The sequence below is a fragment of the Rubricella aquisinus genome (genome assembly GCF_014199445.1).
Classification (GTDB): Bacteria; Pseudomonadota; Alphaproteobacteria; order Rhodobacterales; family Rhodobacteraceae; genus Rubricella; species Rubricella aquisinus.
In genome coordinates this window covers 1-19,370 of record NZ_JACIJS010000008.1, presented here as the reverse complement: position 1 = coordinate 19,370, position 19,370 = coordinate 1, and the positions used below count along the sequence as shown (strand labels likewise).

The following is a 19,370-nucleotide window of genomic DNA, read 5'->3' as shown; positions in this document are numbered from 1 at the left end:
AAAAGGTGGCGCACCTTTGGTGCGACGGGAGTTCGGGCGCTGGCCGAGCCTCCGGCCCGGCCGGTTGTGCTGAGACCGTTCAATCAAAGAGCCAGAATTCACGCGGGCCGACCGCATAGTAAGGAGACAAACCCATGACCAAAGTCATCAAAGGCGGCACCGTCGTCACCGCGGATCGGCAGTATCAGGCGGATGTTCTGATCGAGGGCGAAAAGATCCTGGAGATCGGCCCAAACCTCAAGGGGGATGAGACCATCGACGCCGAAGGCGCCTATGTCATCCCCGGCGGGATCGACCCGCATACGCATCTGGAAATGCCCTTCATGGGCACCACCGCCGCCGAAACCTTTGAGAGCGGCACCTTCGCGGCGGCAGCGGGCGGCACCACGATGCTCGTCGATTTCTGCCTGCCCGGGGAGGATGGCAGCCTGCTGAACGCGATCGACGCATGGGACCGCAAATCGAAGGATCAGATTTGCTGCGACATCTCCTATCACATGGCGATCACCGGCTGGAACGAGACGATCTTTAACGAAATGGCCGATGTGGTGAACAAACGCGGCATCAACACGTTCAAGCATTTCATGGCCTATAAGGGCGCGCTGATGGTTGAGGATGACGAGATGTTCGCCTCCTTCAAGCGCTGTGCGGAACTGGGCGCGCTGCCGCTTGTCCATGCGGAAAACGGCGATATCGTACAGGAATTGCAGCAGAAATACCTCGCCGAAGGCATCACTGGCCCCGAAGGCCACGCCTATTCCCGCCCGCCAGAAGTGGAGGGCGAAGCCGCGAACCGCGCCATCATGATCGCGGATGCTGCGGGCACGCCGCTCTACATCGTGCATGTGTCCTGCGAGCAGGCGCATGAGGCGATCCGGCGCGCACGGCAAAAGGGGATGCGCGTCTATGGGGAGCCGCTCATTCAGCACCTGACGCTCGACGAATCCGAGTATTTCAACAAGGATTGGCAATATGCCGCCCGCCGCGTGATGAGCCCGCCCTTCCGCTCAAAGGACCATCAGGCGAGCCTCTGGGCCGGGCTGTCCTCCGGCAGTTTGCAGGTGGTCGCCACAGACCATGCGGCCTTCACCGATGAACAGAAACGGATGGGTCTGGACAACTTCACGACCATCCCGAACGGCACCGGCGGGCTTGAGGAGCGCATGGCGATGCTCTGGACCACAGGCGTGGAAACGGGCCGCCTGACGCCGGAGGAGTTCGTCGCCGTCACCTCCACCAACATCGCGAAAATCCTCAACATCTACCCGCAAAAAGGCGCGCTGGTGCCGGGTGCGGATGCCGATGTGGTTGTGTGGGATCCGACGATTTCCAAGACGGTGCATGTCAGCACCCAGAAATCCATCATTGATTACAACGTGTTCGAAGGGATGGAGGTCACGGCCCAACCCCGCTTCACCCTGTCCCGAGGCGATGTGATCTGGGCTTACGGCCAAAACAGCCAACCACAACCGGGCCGCGGCAAATTCATCCGCCGCAATCCCTATGCCAGCGCGTCCAAAGCACTGAGCAAGTGGAAAAGCCTCAACACCCCGCGTAAGATCGAACGCAACCCGATGAACATTCCGAGTGGGGTGTGACACCTGTTTTTTGTTGCCCTCACTGTCCTGGTTTTCACGATTGTTGTGGCAGGCCCGATAGCGTTCGATTTTAACGCGCCTAGCGTTTGGCTTGCATTGGGCTGCTGCGATCGTTGTCGGAATGACGCTTCTGGCGATACCTGTTTGGTATTTTGAACAACTGAATGCCTGTTGGGAGCAAGAGCCCATGTGCGATGGGCCTGCAGGGCTTGGTGTTGCCATTCTTCAGTGGTTGTTCTTGTTGCCAGTTATCATCGTCGTTTTTAGTGGCGTTGTGACCGCCCTTTGGATTGATGTGTTTGAGAAAATTGAGAATAAATTTTCAAATTGAAAATTGCATTTTGCTTTTTGGGATAAATTCATGAAAAGTAGATCTCTAGAAAATTTAAAATATCCTAGTTTTTTATTTGTTGCTATTTCAACGTGGATCAGCGCAATAATTATTATATATATTTTATATTTAGTATTTAATGTGTGTCGTTGGTTTAATTTATATGTACCGGTTCTCTTTTTTTGGGTGTCCTCCCCGTTTTTCTTGATTCATCTCGGCCCTAGCTATCTGATCTGGCGAATTACGCTACGGTTGCGCGGCAAAAATGTGCAGTCTTATGTAGTCGCAGCGGCCCTTTGTTCGGCGAGCAGTTATCTGTGGTTGCCACTCATAGGTGCCGGGTTTTTTGATCCGGGTGAAGAGACCTGGGTCATCGGGACCGCCTTTGCGGTCATCGCGACACCTGTGTCAGCTCTAATCTCATGGCGACACGCCAAATCTCGACTGAGCGCATCGCACAACCCTTGACCAAACGGTCAAGATTTGCGCTGATACGTCAAACGCAAGCGAGGCCTCCTTTGACCCCAGCCCCCGTCATTTCCGCCGAAACCCTCTCCCTCACGTTCGAGACGAATGATGGCCCCGTTCATGCGCTCAAGGACGTGGACCTGACCATCGACAAGGGTGATTTCGTCAGTTTCATAGGCCCCTCTGGCTGCGGCAAAACCACCTTTCTGCGCGTCGTTGCGGACCTTGAGCAGCCCACCGGCGGCACGGTCAGCGTCAACGGCATGACCCCGCAACAGGCGCGGGAGGCGCGGGCCTATGGCTACGTTTTCCAAGCGGCAGGCCTGTTCCCATGGCGGTCCATCGGGCGCAACATTGCCCTGCCGCTTGAGATCATGGGCTATGACAAGGCTGAAATCCCCGACCGGGTGCGCCGCGTGCTCGAATTGGTTGACCTCGCTGGGTTTGAAAAGAAATTCCCGTGGCAGCTATCGGGTGGGATGCAGCAGCGCGCCTCCATCGCCCGCGCGCTCAGTTTCGACGCGGATATCCTGCTGATGGATGAGCCGTTCGGCGCGCTGGATGAGATCGTGCGCGACCACCTGAACGAACAATTGCTTGATCTGTGGGCGCGGACGGAAAAGACGATCTGCTTTGTCACCCACTCCATCCCGGAGGCCGTGTACCTCTCGACCAAGATCGTCGTCATGTCCCCCCGCCCGGGCCGCGTGACGGATGTGATCGAAAGCACCCTGCCGAAAGAGCGCCCGCTCGACATCCGTGAAAGCCCCGAATTCCTCGAAATCGCGCACCGCGTGCGCGAGGGCCTGCGCGCTGGGCACAGCTATGATTGATCGGAGGACATGATGCGCTTCATCCTGCCCATCCTCACCGTGATCGGCCTCATCATCGTGTTGTGGTACGCGGGGGCTGTGGCGCTCAACGCGAAATGGACGCTGGATCAGGCGAGCCGGGCAGGCACCACCGTCACTTTCACGGAACTCGTGGCTGACACGATGAGCCAGGGCCGCCCGCGCCTGCCCGCGCCGCATCAGGTTGGCGCGGAATTGTGGAACACCACCATTCAGCCCTGTCTGGAAGGGCGGCGCGCGGGCACCCTTGAATGCGTCACGAACCGCCGGTCCCTGTTTCATCACGCGTGGATCACCCTGTCGGTGACGCTGGCGGGCTTCGGGATCGGCACGCTCCTTGGCACGCTCTTGGCCGTTGGCATCGTCTATAACCGCGCGATGGATGCGAGCGTGATGCCATGGGTCATCGCCTCCCAGACCATCCCAATCCTTGCCATAGCCCCCATGATCATCGTCGTGATGAACGCGGTGGGGCTGCAAGGCTTCATCCCCAAGGCGATCATTGCGACCTATCTGAGTTTCTTTCCTGTCGTCGTGGGCATGGTGAAAGGGCTGCGCAGCCCGGAGGTGATGCAGCTTGACCAGATGCGCACATGGAACGCGAGTGCATCACAGACATTCTGGCGCCTGCGCTTGCCTGCCTCTGTCCCGTATCTGTTCACTTCGCTGAAAGTGGCGGTCGCGGCGGCGCTGGTTGGCACCATCGTGGGAGAGATGCCGACGGGTGCTGTCGCGGGTCTTGGCGCGCGGCTCTTGGCGGGCAGCTATTATGGGCAGATGGTGCAAATCTGGTCCGCACTCTTGATGGCGGCGGGGCTGGCGGGATTGCTGATCTTTGTCGTCGGCGCGGTGGATAAGGCCGTGTCAAAACGGATGGGGTATCGGGCATGACGCTGATCATCGCAGCCCTGATTCTTTGGGCCGCCGCATGGTGGCTGAATACGCGGCTTGCGCGCCTCGATGGGACGGCGCTCAAACGCTATGGATGCCCGATCCTGTTTGGGGTGACGCTGCTGGCGATGTGGGAATTGCTGGTGCGGGGGCTGGAGGTCTCCCCCGTGATCCTGCCGCCGCCTTCCGCCGTTTGGGTGGCGCTCTTGGAAAATCCCCGAATGCTGTGGGGAGATTTCGTGCAGACCTTCGTGAAGGGGGCGCTGTCGGGCTATGTCATCGGGTGTAGTGCCGCCGTGCTTACCGCGATCCTGATCGACCGCTCGGATTTCTGGAAACGCGGCCTGTTGCCCGTGGGCAATTTCGTGGCCGCCCTGCCGATCATCGGCATGGCCCCGATTTTCGTGATGTGGTTCGGCTTCGGCTGGGAAAGCAAGGCGGCGATCGTGGTCGTCATGGTGTTCTTCCCGATGCTCGTGAACACGGTTGAAGGCCTGCGCGCCGCCGACCGGATGCAAGAAGACCTGATGCGGACCTACGCGGCCAGCCCCGCGCAGACGCTGACGAAACTGCGCCTGCCATCGGCGGCCCCCTTCATCTTCAACGGATTGAAAATTTCTTCCACTTTGGCGCTCATTGGTGCCATCGTGGCGGAGTTCTTCGGCAGCCCGACACAAGGCATGGGCTTTCGGATCTCGACCGAGGTGGGGCGCCTTGCGCTTGATCTCGTTTGGGCAGTGATTGCCGTGGCGGCTGTGTCCGGCTCGGCATTTTACGGCGTGGTAACGCTCGCGGAGAGGGCGGCCACATTCTGGCACCCGTCGCAACGGGGATAGCGGCAACGGGTCAGACAACCTCAATGGTTCAACACGGAGAGTAAGAATGAAAAAACTGATCGGATTTGCAGCAGCCAGCATGATGGCCATGCCCGCGCTGGCACAAGATGAAGTGACCTTGCAACTGAAATGGGTCACGCAGGCCCAGTTCGCGGGCTATTATGTGGCCGCGGATCAGGGCTTCTATGAAGCTGAGGGTCTCGATGTGACGATCCTGCCCGGTGGCCCCGATGTGGCGCCCACGCAGGTGATCGCGGGCGGCGGCGCGGATGTCGTCGTGGAATGGATGCCAGCCGCCCTCGCGGCGCGGGAGGCGGGACTGCCGCTCGTCAACATCGCGCAGCCCTTCAAATCCTCCGGCATGATGCTGACCTGCCGCAATGATAGCGGCGTGACCTCGACCGCCGATTTCCCGGGCGAAACGCTGGGTGTCTGGTTCTTTGGCAACGAATATCCGTTCCTGAGCTGGATGAGCAGCCTTGGCATTCCCACCGATGGCGGCGCGGATGGCGTGGAAGTGCTCAAGCAGGGGTTCAACGTCGATCCGCTGTTGCAGGGGCAGGCGGCGTGTATCTCCACCATGACCTATAACGAATATTGGCAGGTGATTGATGCGGGCCTCAGCCCGGATGACCTGACGGTGTTCAAATATGAGGATCAGGGCGTCGCGACGCTCGAAGACGGCCTTTATGTGCTGGAGGACAACCTCGCTGATCCCGCGTTCGTCGATAAGATGGAGCGGTTCGTGCGCGCCTCTATGCAAGGCTGGAAATGGGCCGAGGAGAACCCCGAGGATGCTGCGATGATCGTGCTCGACAATGACGCGACCGGTGCGCAAACCGAAGAGCATCAGATCCGCATGATGGGCGAAGTGGCGAAGCTGACCGCTGGCTCCAACGGCGCGCTTGACCCGGCGGATTACGAGCGGACGGTAGCGACCCTTTTGGGTGGCGGGTCCGATCCCGTGATCTCCAAAGCGCCGGAAGGGGCATGGACCCACATGATCACGGATGCCGCGCTGAACTGATCTCTCTGAGCGAAATGTGGAAAGGCCCGGGCGTCACTGCCCGGGCCTTTTCTGTTTGCACTGTCGAAGCCTCCGGCGGGAGGTATTTAGGGAAAAAAGAAACGCTGGGGTGGGGCGTGGGGAAAAGCGGGTTGCGCTGAATAGATTTGGAGCGAAGGGACAAGAGTGATAACGCTATAGGGTTATGTTAATTTTTGAAGGATTATTCCAATGGCTGCCACCCTAACCGTGATGTACCCAATCACCGACGAGACGACATTCGATTTTGACTATTACGGCTCAACCCACATGCCGCTGGTTGGCAAAGTGATGAAGCCCGACACCGCTATTGCCAGCAAAGGCCTAGCAGGGGGCCCCGACACTTCCCCGGGGTTCTATGCGGTTGCGACCGTGTCTTACGCGGATATGGCGGCACTGCAAGCGGCCCTTGCCGATGCGGATGAGGTCCTTGCGGATATTCCAAACTACTATAACGCTCAGCCAATTATGCTGATCGGGGAAACCCTCTAAACTGTTGTCGTTTTGCGTCATGTGCATTTGGACGATGCGCATGATCAGTGGCTCGCCTTGAAAACCCGACCAATAGCGGTGCATTCTTTTCGCGCTGTTCTGGAGGTTTTTTGAGCAACCGTACCGAGTCCTGATGGACCCCTGCCATGCGCAGGGGCTTGAGCCAACCCGCCGAGGAAACCCTCGCGCGGCCTATTCTCATGTTCAGGACACACGACAATGGATATCTCACGCGCAGAACAGCGCATCCTTCACATACTGGCCAAGGGCGGCTGGATCACGCTTGAGCAGGACGCATATCGCAAGATCAGCGACGTGCACTGCATGACCCGCGAAGGCTGGCGACATCCGGGGCTGAGCCTGCGGCTGTTTCGGCGGCTGAAATACCTCAGGGCGATCCGCTCAACAGGTGGTGGCCCCTACCGGATCACCCGGCGGGGGCTGTTGCTGGTCAGATCACAGCTCGACAATCAGTGAGCCAACGCGGTCTTGAGCGCATGCCAGCTTTGCTTTGGGGTGCGCTCAAGGCTGTCGAAATCCACATGGACAAGGCCGAAGCGTTTGTCATAGCCAAGCGCCCATTCGTAATTGTCCAGCAGCGACCAGATCGTATAGCCCGCCACATTCGCCCCCTCATCCATCGCGCGTTTGACCGCCGCGACATGGCTGTTGAGGTAGCGGATGCGCTGCGCGTCCATCACCCGGCCATCCTCCACCCGGTCATAAGAGGCCAGTCCGTTTTCCGTGATGTAGATCGGCAGGTCCGTATACTGGCCCGTATGGTGGATGAAATGATGCAGCCCATCGGGATAAATCTCCCAATCCATCGCGGTTTTCTCCAATGGTCCCTCACGTTCCTCCAGATAAGGGAAGAGGTCACTGCCATCGGGGCCGATCAGTTTGCGGGTGTAGTAATTGATCCCCACCCAATCGAGCGGTTGGGCAATCGTGTCGAAATCATCCTGCCAGCCATGGGGCATATGTGGGCCGAGATGCTCGATAATGTCCGCCGGGTATTCCTTGCGGAACACACCGCCAAGGAACCAGCGGTTATAGATTCCGTCATAGATGCGGGCCAGCCGGGCGGCCTCCTCCGTATCATCCACGGGCTGGGCGTATTCATGGTTCATCACCGCGCCAAGCCCGGTCATCCCAAGCGCGCGCATCGCCTGGGTGGATTTGCCATGGGCCAGCAGAACGTGGTGCATCGCGCGGGTCGCCGCGCGAATATCGCGCAGGCCCGGCGCGTGGTGGCCCATGAAATGCGACAGCCACGCCACGCACCACGGCTCATTCACCGGGGCCACGGTATGCATCCGGTCCCCGATCCGGGTCATCACATGGGTCGTGAAGTCCGCAAACCAGTCGGCCACGTCGCGATTGCGCCAGCCGCCCAAATCCTGCAATGCGGCAGGCATTTCCCAGTGATAGAGCGTCGCCATCGGCTTGATCCCGCGCTCCAGCATCCCGTCCACGAGCCGGTCATAGAAATCGAGGCCTTCCGGGTTGACCGTCTTGCCATCGGGCATGACCCGCGCCCATGAGGTCGAAAATCGGTAGCTGTCGAGCCCCGCATCGCGCACCAGATCAAGGTCCGCCTCCCAGCGGTGGTAATGATCACAAGCCACCGCTCCATTCTCGCCCCGCACCACATTGCCGGGGGTCTGGGCAAAGATGTCCCATTGGCACAGACCTGCCCCGCCAAAAGACGCCCCTTCGATCTGATAGGCGGATGTGGCGGTGCCAAACAGGAAGCCATCGGGGAAATCCCCGCGTTTAAAGTCAAGCTGCATTGGATCAATCCTTAGCGCGAGGGGCCGGGCCGGTGGAACGGCCATAGACCAGATCCACCTCCCAAACCTCGCTTTGAACCGGTGTTTCAGGATGCTCGATCATGTCGATCAGCATTTGGGCCGCACGGGTGCCTGCCGCGCGGATCGAGGAGCGGGTCGAGGTAAAGACCGGCGCGTCCTCCGTTCCGTTTTCGATATAGGAGAGTTTGTCGTCATGCGTCGCGATGGACACATCATGCCCGAGCCGCAAACCACGATCCGCCAGCGCGCGCGCAGCCCCCATGGCCGACAGGATGGAGGAGGACAGCACCGCCGTTGGCGGATGATCACTGTCGAGCCACGCCATCATCGTGTCATAGCCGTAGCCTTCGGTCATCTCCCCGTCCCGGATCAGCGCCTCATCGACCGGCAGCCCGAAATTTTCGAGTGCGCTGGTATAGCCCATCAAGCGCCGCTTGGCGAAACTCAGCGCGATCAGGCCATTCATCAGCCCGATGCGCCGATGACCCAGCCGGATCAGATGCCGCGTTGCCGCCTCAAACGCGTTTGCGTTGCGGATATCGAGATAGGTGTAGCCTTCCGTCATCACGTTGGACCGGCCATGCACGACGAAAGGCATCTTGAGGTCGGTCAACAGCTCAATCCGGCTGTCCACCTCCCGCACGTTATGGATGATGACACCATCGACCGTGTGCCGCGCCGCGAGGGAGCGGTAGACGTCCTCTTCCTGATCGCGCGGGACAACCGACAGGATCATTTCGAATCCCGCCTGCGCGTAACTTTCGGACGCCCCGGCGATGAATTCCGCGAAAAACGGGTTGATGATCTGGTGATCATGCAGCGGCACGACATGGCCGATCGCCTTTGCCCGGCCCGTGGCGAGCCGTTGCGCCATGTTGTTGGGGACGTAGTTTGCTGCGCGCGCGGCCTCCTCAACCCGGACGCGGGTTTCGGCGTTCACCTCTGGATAGCCGTTGAGCGCGCGGCTCACCGTTGTGGGGGAAAGCCCGAGTTGCCGTGCAAGTTCTTTCAAAGTCACGGGTTTTCTTCCCTTGCCTGTGGCGGCTGGTCCGCCTTCTCATTCAAACCGTTTTGAATATAGGCGCACGATGCGTTGTTACGCAATCGTCACTTTCGCCGGTTCGTTGTGCACCGCAACGAAATCCCATAGGGCAAAAACCCCTCGAAAAGACTGAAAGCGCTGATGAACGGGGCTTGACAGGGCGCGCGCCACCGCACACCCTGCGCGTCACTCAAAGCGCTTTGGAAGGTCCATGCGCATGGGGCAGAATTCAAGGGCGGGCCGATCAGAGCGCGCCAAAAAGGGAGAACTATTCATGAAGAGAACGCTTCTTACCGGCGCCGCGATTATGGCGCTCACCTCCTCCGGAGCGATCGCAGCGGGCCATGGCGCCCTGATGTTTGCGCCCGGCGAGGGTGACTTTAGCTGGGACAGCTTCACCGCATTTGCAGAGGCAAATGACTTCTCCGGTCAGACCGTGACCATCACCGGCCCCTGGACCGGCAACGAGAAGGAAAAGGTTGAGGCCGTCTTTGCGTATTTCGAGCACGCCACGGGCGCGACCGTGAACTATTCCGGTTCCGACAGCTTTGAGCAGGACATCGTGATCGCAGCGCAGGCTGGCTCCGCGCCGAACCTCGCCGTGTTCCCGCAGCCCGGTCTTGCGGCGGATATGGCGCGTCAGGGCCTTCTGACGCCGCTGCCCGAGGGCACTGCTGAATTCGTGGCCGAGAACTATGCCGCTGGCTCCAGCTGGGTTGATCTGGGCACCTATGCGGATGCCGACGGCAACGATCAGCTTTATGGCCTGTTCTATCGCGTCGATCTCAAGTCGCTCGTTTGGTATTCCCCGGAAGCCTTCGACGAGGCAGGCTATGACATCCCGCAGACCATGGAAGAGCTGAAGGCGCTGACCGATCAGATCGTGGCAGATGGCGGCACTCCGTGGTGCATCGGTCTGGGGTCTGGTGCGGCAACCGGCTGGCCGGCAACCGATTGGGTCGAAGACCTGATGCTGCGCACGCAGGAGCCTGCGGTCTATGACCAGTGGGTCGCAAACGAGATCCCGTTCAACGATCCGCGCGTCGTCGCCGCGATCGAAGAGTTCGGCTATTTCGCGCGCAACGATGCGTATGTGAATGGCGGCGCGCAGGCGGTGGCCAACACCGACTTCCGTGACAGCCCGGCGGGTCTCTTCACCTTCCCGGCGGAGTGCTACATGCACCGTCAGGCGTCCTTCATTCCGGCGTTCTTCCCCGAAGGCACGACCGTTGGTGAGGATGCGGACTTCTTCTACTTCCCGGCAATCGAGTCTGCCGATCTGGGCCGTCCGGTTCTGGGTGCCGGCACCCTCTTTGCGATCACCAGCCCGTCTGATGCGACCACTGGCTTCCTTGAGTTCCTCAAGCTGCCGGTCGCGCATGAGACATGGATGGCGCAGGGCGGCTTCCTCACCGCGCATGGCGGCGTGAACCTCGCCACCTACGCGAGCGATTCCGAGCGCGCACAGGGTCAGATCCTCGCGGATGCAACCACGTTCCGTTTCGACGCATCCGACCTGATGCCGGGTGAGATCGGCGCGGGCGCCTTCTGGACCGGCATGGTGGATTATGTGACCGGTGCGGACGCAACCGATGTCGCGACCGCGATCCAGGAGCGCTGGGACTCGATCCAGTAAAGACCACGCAATAAGTGGCTCAGGGTCCGCGCGGCACGCCCGCGCGGACCCACAAAATAACAAAAAATTCAGGGAGTGACGCGATGAATCCCATGATTCAGGGGATAATCACGATCATCGTCGGCGTCGGCGGATGTATCGGGTATTTCTATTTCTCCAATCTTATCCTCGACAAGGTGATCTTCCCCGCAAAGGGAGAGAAGGCAGGCGACAACATCCGCCGCGCGACACAAGTGCGCCCGTGGCTGTTCCTGATGCCTGCGATCTTCGCGTTGAGCCTGTATCTGGTCTATCCGGTGATCGGCTCCTTCCTGCGGTCGCTCTATAATCGCGATGGGGACGAGTTTATCGGGCTGGGCAATTATCTGGCACTTCTTGAGGCGGAGGAATTCCGCACCGCCTTCACCAACAACCTTCTTTGGGTGATCGTGGTGCCCGCGATGGCGACGGCCTTTGGCCTGTTGGCCGCGCAACTGACCGACCGCCTGTCTTGGGGCAATATCGCGAAATCCCTGATCTTTATGCCCATGGCGATCAGCTTTGTGGGCGCGTCCCTGATCTGGAAATTCGTTTATGCGGTTGATGGCGATATCGGCCTGATCAATGCGTTGCGGATGGGGATTTTCGGGGCTGATCCGGTGGATGTGTTGCAGATACCGTTCTGGAACAACTTCTTCCTGATGGTCATCCTTGTGTGGATCCAAACCGGCTTTGCCATGGTGATCCTGTCTGCCGCGCTGCGCGGTATCCCGGAGGAAACGATCGAGGCCGCCGTGATCGACGGCGCGAACCCCTTGCAGATTTTCTTCCAGATCAAGGTGCCGCAAATCATGGGGACCATCGTGGTTGTCTGGACGACGATCACCATCCTCGTACTTAAGGTTTTCGACATCGTGTACACCATGACGGGCGGCAATTTCGGGACGGAAATCCTGCCCAGCTACATGATGAGCTTCATGTTCCGCGATGATGGGCGCGCCACCGCTGTGGCCTTTGTCATCATGCTTGTCGTGCTTCCAGTGATGATCTGGAACATCGTGCAAGCCCGCCGTGAAATGCGCTGAGGGAGACGGATCAATGGATGGAATTGCAGGAAAGAAATCAGCGCTGTCTTGGGTCGTCAGCGGCTCGGTCGTGTTTATGGTGCTGTTGTGGCTGATCCCGACGATTGGCTTGTTGGTGTCGTCCTTCCGGGACCGGGATCAAATCTCGGCCTCGGGCTGGTGGCAGGCGCCGTTTTCGGTGGAACTGACCTTCCGTGGCCGGACAGAGACGCAAGCCACGCTCAATGACGGCATCTATACCGTCAATGGCAACATCTTTACGGATGAAGAGGTGCGTGAGGCGTTTGGCGACGGCACCGGTACGATCACCGCATTCGGCACGCGCGGTCGCGCGCCCGCTGAATATCCCGCAGGGCAGGTGGCCGATATTGGCGACGGGGAAACGCTCGTCATCAATGCCGATGGCTCCTACATCTTCACCTCGCCCGAAGAACCGGGAAGCCGGGGGGAGCGGGTCTATTTCGCCGCTGAAACCCCGCCGCAATTCACGCTCGACAATTACCGGAACGTTCTGACGGCGAATAACATGGACCTTGCGTTCATCAACACGCTGACGGTGACGATCCCGGCCACGATCATTCCGATCCTGATCGCGGCCTTCGCGGCCTATGCGCTCGCCTGGATGGACTTCCCCGGCAGGGGTCTGTTGATCGCGGGTGTGGTTGGCCTCTTGGTGGTGCCCTTGCAGCTTGCGCTGGTGCCGATGCTCAATCTGCACAACACAATCGGGGTGGGGCAAAGCTTCCTTGGGATCTGGATGGCGCATACGGCCTTTGGCCTGCCGCTCGCCGTGTATTTGTTGCGCAATTACATGGTTGGCCTGCCGCGCGATATCATCGAAAGCGCCAAGGTCGATGGTGCCACTGATTTTGAGGTGTTCACCAAGATCGTGCTGCCCCTGAGCTTCCCGGCGCTCGCGGCCTTCGCCATTTTCCAGTTCCTGTGGACATGGAATGACCTTCTGGTGGCCAAGGTGTTCTTGCCCTCCAACGATGAGGCGAAGGTGATGACCGTGAAGATCGCGGATGACCTTTTGGGCTCGCGTGGTGGCGATTGGGGCATCCTTGCGACGGCGGCTTTCGTGTCCATCGCGGTGCCGCTGGTCGTGTTTTTCTCAATGCAACGTTTTCTGGTCCGCGGCCTGTTGGCCGGGTCCGTCAAGTAAGGATGACTTGAATGAACGCTTTGTCTGCTGTTCAGCCCGCGCTTGAGCCGGGTGTAGACAAGGATTGGTGGCGTGGGGCCGTGATCTATCAGATCTATCCCCGCTCTTTCCAAGACTCCAACGGGGATGGTGTCGGCGATCTGGCTGGCATCATCCACCGCCTGCCCCATATCGCGAGCCTTGGGGTGGATGCGATCTGGATTTCCCCGTTCTTCCGCTCGCCGATGCTCGATTTCGGGTATGACGTGTCGGACTACCGCGATGTCGATCCGATGTTCGGCACGTTGGGGGATTTTGACGCGCTGGTCGCGCGCGCGCATCAGCTTGGCCTGAAGGTCATGATTGATCTGGTGTTGTCGCACACCTCCGATCAGCACCCGTGGTTTGCCGAAAGCCGCCATAGCCGCGAAAACCCGAAATCCGACTGGTATGTCTGGGCCGACGCGAACCCGGACGGCACCCCGCCCAACAACTGGCTGTCGATCTTTGGCGGCTCCGCATGGGAATGGGATGGGGACCGGATGCAGTATTACCTGCACAACTTCCTCAAGGAACAGCCGGACCTGAACCTGCACAACGCCGAGGTGCAGGACGCGCTGTTGGACGTGACCCGGTTCTGGCTGGATCGCGGTGTCGATGGCTTCCGCCTTGATACGATCAACTTCTATTTCCATGATCAGGAGTTGCGCTCCAACCCGGCGCTGGACCCAGCTGACCGCAACGACACCATCGCCCCGGCGGTGAACCCCTATAACTGGCAAAACCACCTCTATTCCAAGAACCGGCCAGAGAATATCGCGTTCCTGCAACGCTTCCGCGGGCTCTTGGATGAGTATGACGCGATCACCTCTGTGGGTGAGGTAGGCGATGCGCAGCGGGGGATGGAGATTCAGGCCGAATACACCTCCGGCGGGGACAAGGTGCATATGTGCTATGCCTTTGACTTCCTGTCGCCCACGCCGCTGGATGGAACACGCGTGAAAAACGTGCTCACGATGTTTGAGCAAGGCATCGGGGATGGCTGGGCCTGCTGGGCGTTCTCCAACCATGACGTTGTGCGCCATGCGAGCCGCTGGAACCTCGGGGAAGAGGCGAAAAAGCTCTACGCAGCCCTCCTGCTGAGCCTCAAGGGGACCGTGTGTCTGTACCAAGGCGAGGAATTGGGCCTTACTGAGGCCTATGTGTCCTTTGAGGAATTGCAGGATCCCTACGGCATCCGCTTCTGGCCGAAATTCAAGGGCCGCGATGGCTGCCGCACGCCGATGGTCTGGCAGCAGGACAATTCCTATGCGGGCTTTTCTGAGGCCAAGCCGTGGCTGCCCGTCGCGATGGAGCATTTGGCCCGCGCGGTCGCCGTGCAGGACCGCGACGATGGCTCCATGCTCAACGCTTATCGCCAGATGATCGCGTTCCGAAAGGCGCATCCGTCGCTGGCGCAAGGCACGCTGGAACTGGGCTTCTGCGATGACAGCATCGTCACGCTGACCCGGCATATCGAGGGGGGGGAGACGTTGTTTTGTGCCTTCAACCTGAGCAATGCGGGCCTGTCTGTCACCCTGCCGGATGGCAATTGGCGGCAGGACATGGCCACGCCCTTCAACGCCTATCTGGAAGATCGAAACGTCATGCTGCCGCCCTATCAGGCGTTCTTTGCGCAGCTGGAATCATAAAAGAATAAACGGGAGGAAAACATGGCATCGCTTTTGCTCAAGGACGTGGGAAAGTCCTACGGAACGGTCGAAGTCCTCAAGGATATCAACCTCGACATCAAGACCGGCGAACTCATCGTGTTCGTTGGCCCATCGGGCTGCGGTAAGTCCACGCTTCTGCGGATGATCGCGGGGCTTGAGACGATCACGGCGGGGGACTTTTATATCGACGATGAGCGGATGAACGACGTGCCGCCATCCAAGCGGGGCATCGCGATGGTGTTCCAGTCCTACGCGCTTTATCCGCACATGACGGTCTATGACAACATGACCTTCGCGCTCAAAGTGGCCAAGATGGACAAGGCGGAGATCGACGCCCGCGTGCAGAAAGCAGCCAAGATCCTTCAGCTTGATTCCTATCTTGATCGCTTGCCAAAGGCCCTGTCTGGTGGTCAGCGGCAGCGTGTGGCCATCGGGCGCTCCATCGTGCGGGATCCCAAAGTCTACCTCTTTGACGAGCCGCTCTCGAACCTTGATGCCGCGTTGCGCGTCGACACAAGGATCGAGATTGCGCAGTTGAAAGAGGACATGCCGAATTCCACGATGATCTATGTGACCCATGATCAGGTGGAGGCGATGACGCTCGCCACCCGCATCGTGGTGCTGAACAACAAGACCCATACCATCGGGCAGGTCGGCACCCCGCTGCAATTGTATGAGCGGCCCCAAAACACATTCGTTGCGCAATTCATCGGCTCCCCGAAGATGAACCTCCTGTCCGCGAAGGTCACTGCGGTTGGCGACGCAACGGCGGTCGATATCGACGATGGCGGCATAGCGAGCGTGCCCGTCGCCTCGGCCGATGCGAAAGTGGGGGACACCGTGTCCTTTGGCATCCGCCCCGAAGACCTCCTTGTCGCGGGCGAAGGCGATCCGATCGTCTATTCCGGCGAAGTGGAGATCACCGAAAAGCTGGGCGAAGTCACCGTCGTCTATTTCAAGACGGCAGATGGGGATGACAGCGTCATCGCGAAAATTCCCGGCATCGCGGATGTGAACCGTGGCGACCGGCTGAGCCTGACCTGTGCGGAGAACAAAATGCATCTGTTCGACGCATCCGGGCAGAGCTTTTTCTACAAGTAATCCCTAAGGGGATTGGCGGCAGATACCTGAACGGTGTATCTGCTGCCCAAAGGGCGCGTGTTTGGGCCGAACACGCGCCCCACTTATGTGAAAAGGGGTCATGCTGATGTTTTTGGTCTGTGGTGAGGCGCTGTTCGACTTTTTCCTCGGGTCAGAGGATGGCCCCGGCGCGCTGGGATTTGAGGCGCGCGCGGGCGGCTCCCCCTTCAACGTGGCAATAGGGATGGCCCGGTTGGGCGGGCAATCGGGCCTGTTCACGGCGTTGTCGGATGACCTGCTTGGCACCCGCCTGCGCAAGGTGCTGGCGGATGAGGGCGTGCGCGGGGACTATCTGCTTGATACCAGCCGCTTGACGACCGTGAGCCTTGTCGGCCTGAACCCCGAAGGCCACCCGGCCTATGCGTTTCATGCCAATGCGACCGCTGATACCGGCGTGTCGCTCTCTGATGTGCCGTCGCTTGGCGCGGATGTGGCGGGCCTCCATTTCGGCTCCTATTCCATCGCCGTGCCCCCCGTGGCCGACGCGATGGCGCAATTAGCGGCCAATGCGGGCGACCGTCTCGTGTCCCTCGATCCCAATATCCGTCCCAGTGTCGAGCCGGATATGGAGGTGTGGAAAGCCCGCGTTAAGGCGTTCTTTCCTGCCGTCGACGTGGTCAAGATCAGCGCCGAAGACCTCGACGTGCTCCATCCAGGCGTGAGCCATGAGGCGTTTGCCACCGATGCCCTGAGCGCGGGCGCGAAACTCGTCGTCGTCACCGATGGCGGCGATGCTGCGCAAGGCTGGACGGCCTCTGGCCTCACCGCGCGCGTCACGCCACCGAGTGTCAAAGTGATCGACACGGTGGGCGCGGGCGACACGTTTCAGGCCGCACTCCTCTTTCAATTGATGCGAAACGGCAACGGCCATGCTGCAATTGCGAACATGACCGTTGATGGATTGACGGAAATGCTGCAATTCTGCGCCGGTGCTGCGGCAGTGACCTGTTCGCGCCGTGGGGCGGACTTGCCGCGCCTTTCCGAACTGACCCACCTTCCGGGAGCCTAAACCGATGGTATCACGCGTAATTCCAGTTGATCCGTTTGACCTTGTGATCTTCGGGGCGACGGGCGACCTTGCCCGCCGCAAGATTTTGCCCGGTCTTTATCGCCGGATGTGCGCAGGCCAGATGCCGCAAAACGCGCGGATCATTGGCGCGGCCCGCTCCAAGCTTACCGACAAGGGCTTTCGCGACATGGTGCGCGAAGCGCTTGAGACGTTCATCGGCAAGGATGCGCTCGATAAGGACGTGACCAAGACATTCCTTGGCCAGTTGCATTACCAGCATGTCGATGCCTCCGGCGAGGAGGGCTGGGCCGATCTGCGCACCCGGCTGGATGAGCAGCCGGACCATATCCGCGCCTTCTACCTCTCCGTCGCGCCCTTCCTGTTTGGGGAGATCGCGGGCCGTCTGTCCTCCACCGGGATCGCCACCTCAACCAGCCGCATCGTGGTCGAAAAGCCGCTGGGCCATGACCTTGCCTCCGCGCAGGCGCTGAACGCGCAACTGTCCCAGTGTTTTGACGAAAGCCAAGTCTACCGGATCGACCATTACCTCGGCAAAGAGACGGTGCAAAACCTTATGGCCGTCCGCTTTGCCAACGCGCTGTTTGAGCCGTTGTGGAACGCGCGCCATGTGGATCACATCCAGATCACGGTGTCAGAGAGCCTCGGCGTTGGTGGGCGTGGGGCCTATTACGACAAATCGGGCGCGATGCGGGACATGGTGCAAAACCACCTGATGCAGCTTTTGTGCCTCACCGCGATGGAGCCGCCCGCCCAGTATTCCGCTGACTATGTGCGCGATGAAAAGCTGAAGGTGATCCGCTCCCTTGAGCCGGTGAAACCTGCCGATACCGTGCGTGGCCAATACCGCGCCACCGCGACGGAGCCTGATTATTGCACCGACGCCGAAAACCCCGACAGCACGACCGAAAGCTATGTCGCCCTTAAGGTGCATGTCGCCAATTGGCGCTGGAATGGCACGCCCTTCTACCTTCGCACCGGCAAAAAGCTGCGCGGTCGCATGTCGGAGATTGCGGTGGTGTTCAAGGAGCCACCCCATAGCCTGTTCCCCACCTTGCCGAGCCACGCCACAAACTCGCTCATAATTCGCCTGCAACCGGATGAGGGCATCACCCTACGCATGACGATCAAGGAGCCGGGACCGGGCGGGATGCGCCTTGTCGATGTGCCGCTCGATATGTCCTTTGCCGATGCGCTTGGTCCGCAATCCGAGGGGATGCCGGATGCCTATGAACGGCTGATCATGGACGTGATCCGGGGCGATCAGACCCTGTTCATGCGCGGCGATGAGGTTGAGGCCGCTTGGGCCTGGACCGATCCGATCATCGCAGAATGGGCCGAGCGCGCGCGCAAACCCCAGCCTTATGACGCGGGCGGCTCTGGCCCGGAGGACGCGCTGGCGCTGTTGCACCGGGATGGCCGCCGCTGGCGGGAGATTTCGGTATGACCCCCCGGATGGTCCGCTACGACAGCCGCGCGCAGCAGGCGCAACGCCTTGCGCGCACCTGCGTCGCCCAACTCTCCCAAACGATCGAGGCAAAGGGCCACGCGACCCTCGCCGTGCCCGGCGGCAGCACTCCCGGCCCGTTTCTGGAGGCCATGAGCCGCGAGAAACTTGACTGGTCTGTGGTGCGCGTCATGCTCACCGATGAGCGGCTGGTGCCCGCCGATCACGACCGGGCGAACGCAAAGCTGCTGCGCGAAACCCTGCTCCAGAACGAAGCCGCCGCCGCCCGCCTGATCCAGTTGAACCCGACGCCGGGCCTGACCCCGGAAGAGGCCGCCGCCGAAGTGACCGAGCATGTACTGCCGGTCCTTCCCCTTGATGTCTGCGTGTTGGGGATGGGGGCGGATATGCACACCGCATCGCTTTTTCCCGGTGGGGATCGGCTGGCAGAGGCGCTCGCCGCCACAGCCCCGACGGTGATCCCGATGCGCGCCCCCGGTGCGGCAGAACCGCGCCTGACGCTCACCGCCCCGGTGCTACAAACCGCAACCCATATCCATATCTTGATACAGGGTCAGGAAAAGCACGACGCGCTCGATCAGGCTCTGGCAACGACCAGCGCACTTGAGGCCCCGATCCGCGCGATCCTTGCGGCCCCTGCGGGGGCCACGGTCCACTACGCGGACTAAAATCCGCAGGCATGAGAAACCGGCCTGCCCCCGACACGCGCCGCCCGTCCCAATTCACTGTCCCTGATTTGGTTGAAGCCTTCGTCTTCAGACGAAAAAGCCGCGCTTCAGCGCGAAACTTTTGCTACATTGGTATCCTCCGG

General features: G+C 60.2%; 19 protein-coding genes. 17 read left to right on the top strand and 2 right to left on the bottom strand.

The genetic code is table 11. The features are described from left to right. The first annotated feature begins 134 nt into the window (after nt 1-134). The 9 genes from hydA (at nt 135) to FHS89_RS13255 (ending at nt 6,989) form a co-directional block, all read left to right on the top strand. A complete protein-coding gene (gene hydA / locus FHS89_RS13295; RefSeq protein ID WP_184012463.1) occupies nt 135-1,598 on the top strand; it encodes a dihydropyrimidinase in 1,464 nt (487 codons plus the stop codon). Between the two features lie 121 nt (nt 1,599-1,719). Beyond that, nucleotides 1,720-1,929 (top strand): hypothetical protein, encoded by a 210-nt coding sequence (locus FHS89_RS13290; RefSeq protein WP_184012461.1) that lies wholly within the window; start codon nt 1,720-1,722, stop codon nt 1,927-1,929. Nucleotides 1,930-1,959: 30 nt separating this feature from the next. Next, complete coding sequence (locus FHS89_RS13285) at nt 1,960-2,397, top strand: hypothetical protein (protein WP_184012459.1); 438 nt, start codon at nt 1,960-1,962, stop codon at nt 2,395-2,397. Between the two features lie 50 nt (nt 2,398-2,447). Beyond that, a complete protein-coding gene (locus FHS89_RS13280) occupies nt 2,448-3,230 on the top strand; it encodes an ABC transporter ATP-binding protein (RefSeq protein WP_246413899.1) in 783 nt (260 codons plus the stop codon). A gap of 9 nt (nt 3,231-3,239) precedes the next feature. Then, complete coding sequence (locus FHS89_RS13275; protein WP_184012455.1) at nt 3,240-4,139, top strand: ABC transporter permease; 900 nt, start codon at nt 3,240-3,242, stop codon at nt 4,137-4,139. Further along, nucleotides 4,136-4,975 carry an ABC transporter permease gene (locus FHS89_RS13270; protein WP_184012453.1) on the top strand — a complete coding sequence of 280 codons (840 nt, stop codon included), beginning with the start codon at nt 4,136-4,138 and terminating at the stop codon, nt 4,973-4,975. The genes FHS89_RS13275 and FHS89_RS13270 overlap by 4 nt, the downstream gene beginning before the upstream one ends. A 46-nt stretch (nt 4,976-5,021) precedes the next feature. Continuing rightward, entirely contained in the window at nt 5,022-6,002 is a 981-nt protein-coding gene (locus tag FHS89_RS13265) for an ABC transporter substrate-binding protein (RefSeq protein WP_184012451.1), read from the top strand. Nucleotides 6,003-6,212: 210 nt separating this feature from the next. Beyond that, complete coding sequence (locus FHS89_RS13260) at nt 6,213-6,512, top strand: EthD family reductase (RefSeq protein WP_184012449.1); 300 nt, start codon at nt 6,213-6,215, stop codon at nt 6,510-6,512. Nucleotides 6,513-6,731: 219 nt separating this feature from the next. After that, nucleotides 6,732-6,989: a YjhX family toxin gene (locus FHS89_RS13255; protein ID WP_184012447.1), complete on the top strand. Its 258-nt coding sequence runs from the start codon at nt 6,732-6,734 to the stop codon at nt 6,987-6,989. Here the strand turns inward: FHS89_RS13255 and FHS89_RS13250 are convergent. Together FHS89_RS13250 and FHS89_RS13245 are read right to left on the bottom strand one after the other, a co-directional pair. Beyond that, a complete protein-coding gene (locus FHS89_RS13250) occupies nt 6,983-8,305 on the bottom strand; it encodes a GH1 family beta-glucosidase (protein WP_184012445.1) in 1,323 nt (440 codons plus the stop codon). The genes FHS89_RS13255 and FHS89_RS13250 overlap by 7 nt on opposite strands. 4 nt (nt 8,306-8,309) lie before the next feature. After that, complete coding sequence (locus FHS89_RS13245; RefSeq protein WP_184012443.1) at nt 8,310-9,344, bottom strand: substrate-binding domain-containing protein; 1,035 nt, start codon at nt 9,342-9,344, stop codon at nt 8,310-8,312. A 298-nt stretch (nt 9,345-9,642) separates the two neighbouring features. Here FHS89_RS13245 and FHS89_RS13240 point away from each other — a divergent pair, with 298 nt between their 5' ends. The 8 genes from FHS89_RS13240 to pgl all read left to right on the top strand — a co-directional run bounded on the left by FHS89_RS13240 (nt 9,643) and on the right by pgl (nt 19,227). Then, on the top strand, nt 9,643-11,004 hold the full coding sequence (locus tag FHS89_RS13240) for an ABC transporter substrate-binding protein (protein WP_184012441.1): 1,362 nt from the start codon (nt 9,643-9,645) through the stop codon (nt 11,002-11,004). A gap of 83 nt (nt 11,005-11,087) precedes the next feature. Further along, the gene (locus tag FHS89_RS13235; RefSeq protein WP_184012439.1) at nt 11,088-12,068 is read left to right on the top strand and encodes a carbohydrate ABC transporter permease; all 981 of its coding nucleotides are present in this window, start codon (nt 11,088-11,090) and stop codon (nt 12,066-12,068) included. A 13-nt stretch (nt 12,069-12,081) separates the two neighbouring features. Continuing rightward, complete coding sequence (locus FHS89_RS13230) at nt 12,082-13,233, top strand: ABC transporter permease subunit (RefSeq protein WP_184012437.1); 1,152 nt, start codon at nt 12,082-12,084, stop codon at nt 13,231-13,233. A gap of 11 nt (nt 13,234-13,244) precedes the next feature. Continuing rightward, the gene (gene bglA, locus FHS89_RS13225) at nt 13,245-14,903 is read left to right on the top strand and encodes a beta-galactosidase BglA (RefSeq protein ID WP_184012435.1); all 1,659 of its coding nucleotides are present in this window, start codon (nt 13,245-13,247) and stop codon (nt 14,901-14,903) included. 21 nt (nt 14,904-14,924) lie between these two features. Next, nucleotides 14,925-16,025: an ABC transporter ATP-binding protein gene (locus tag FHS89_RS13220; RefSeq protein WP_184012432.1), complete on the top strand. Its 1,101-nt coding sequence runs from the start codon at nt 14,925-14,927 to the stop codon at nt 16,023-16,025. Nucleotides 16,026-16,125: 100 nt separating this feature from the next. Beyond that, nucleotides 16,126-17,073, top strand: coding sequence for a carbohydrate kinase family protein (locus FHS89_RS13215; RefSeq protein WP_221229443.1), 948 nt, complete (start codon nt 16,126-16,128; stop codon nt 17,071-17,073). Between the two features lie 4 nt (nt 17,074-17,077). Continuing rightward, nucleotides 17,078-18,538, top strand: coding sequence for a glucose-6-phosphate dehydrogenase (zwf, locus tag FHS89_RS13210; protein ID WP_184012430.1), 1,461 nt, complete (start codon nt 17,078-17,080; stop codon nt 18,536-18,538). Continuing rightward, nucleotides 18,535-19,227: a 6-phosphogluconolactonase gene (gene pgl / locus FHS89_RS13205; protein WP_184012428.1), complete on the top strand. Its 693-nt coding sequence runs from the start codon at nt 18,535-18,537 to the stop codon at nt 19,225-19,227. Before zwf ends, pgl begins: the two co-directional genes overlap by 4 nt. Nucleotides 19,228-19,370: the final 143 nt, after the last annotated feature.

Coding starts and splice junctions, on each gene's coding strand:
- FHS89_RS13265 (WP_184012451.1), top strand. CDS start 5,022: ATGAAAAAACTGATCGGATTTGCAGCAGCCAGCATGATGGCCATGCCC.
- pgl (WP_184012428.1), top strand. CDS start 18,535: ATGACCCCCCGGATGGTCCGCTACGACAGCCGCGCGCAGCAGGCGCAA.
- bglA (WP_184012435.1), top strand. CDS start 13,245: ATGAACGCTTTGTCTGCTGTTCAGCCCGCGCTTGAGCCGGGTGTAGAC.
- hydA (WP_184012463.1), top strand. CDS start 135: ATGACCAAAGTCATCAAAGGCGGCACCGTCGTCACCGCGGATCGGCAG.
- FHS89_RS13270 (WP_184012453.1), top strand. CDS start 4,136: ATGACGCTGATCATCGCAGCCCTGATTCTTTGGGCCGCCGCATGGTGG.
- FHS89_RS13230 (WP_184012437.1), top strand. CDS start 12,082: ATGGATGGAATTGCAGGAAAGAAATCAGCGCTGTCTTGGGTCGTCAGC.
- FHS89_RS13260 (WP_184012449.1), top strand. CDS start 6,213: ATGGCTGCCACCCTAACCGTGATGTACCCAATCACCGACGAGACGACA.
- FHS89_RS13220 (WP_184012432.1), top strand. CDS start 14,925: ATGGCATCGCTTTTGCTCAAGGACGTGGGAAAGTCCTACGGAACGGTC.
- FHS89_RS13285 (WP_184012459.1), top strand. CDS start 1,960: ATGAAAAGTAGATCTCTAGAAAATTTAAAATATCCTAGTTTTTTATTT.
- FHS89_RS13250 (WP_184012445.1), bottom strand. CDS start 8,305: ATGCAGCTTGACTTTAAACGCGGGGATTTCCCCGATGGCTTCCTGTTT.
- FHS89_RS13215 (WP_221229443.1), top strand. CDS start 16,126: ATGCTGATGTTTTTGGTCTGTGGTGAGGCGCTGTTCGACTTTTTCCTC.
- FHS89_RS13290 (WP_184012461.1), top strand. CDS start 1,720: ATGACGCTTCTGGCGATACCTGTTTGGTATTTTGAACAACTGAATGCC.
- FHS89_RS13275 (WP_184012455.1), top strand. CDS start 3,240: ATGATGCGCTTCATCCTGCCCATCCTCACCGTGATCGGCCTCATCATC.
- FHS89_RS13255 (WP_184012447.1), top strand. CDS start 6,732: ATGGATATCTCACGCGCAGAACAGCGCATCCTTCACATACTGGCCAAG.
- zwf (WP_184012430.1), top strand. CDS start 17,078: ATGGTATCACGCGTAATTCCAGTTGATCCGTTTGACCTTGTGATCTTC.
- FHS89_RS13240 (WP_184012441.1), top strand. CDS start 9,643: ATGAAGAGAACGCTTCTTACCGGCGCCGCGATTATGGCGCTCACCTCC.
- FHS89_RS13235 (WP_184012439.1), top strand. CDS start 11,088: ATGAATCCCATGATTCAGGGGATAATCACGATCATCGTCGGCGTCGGC.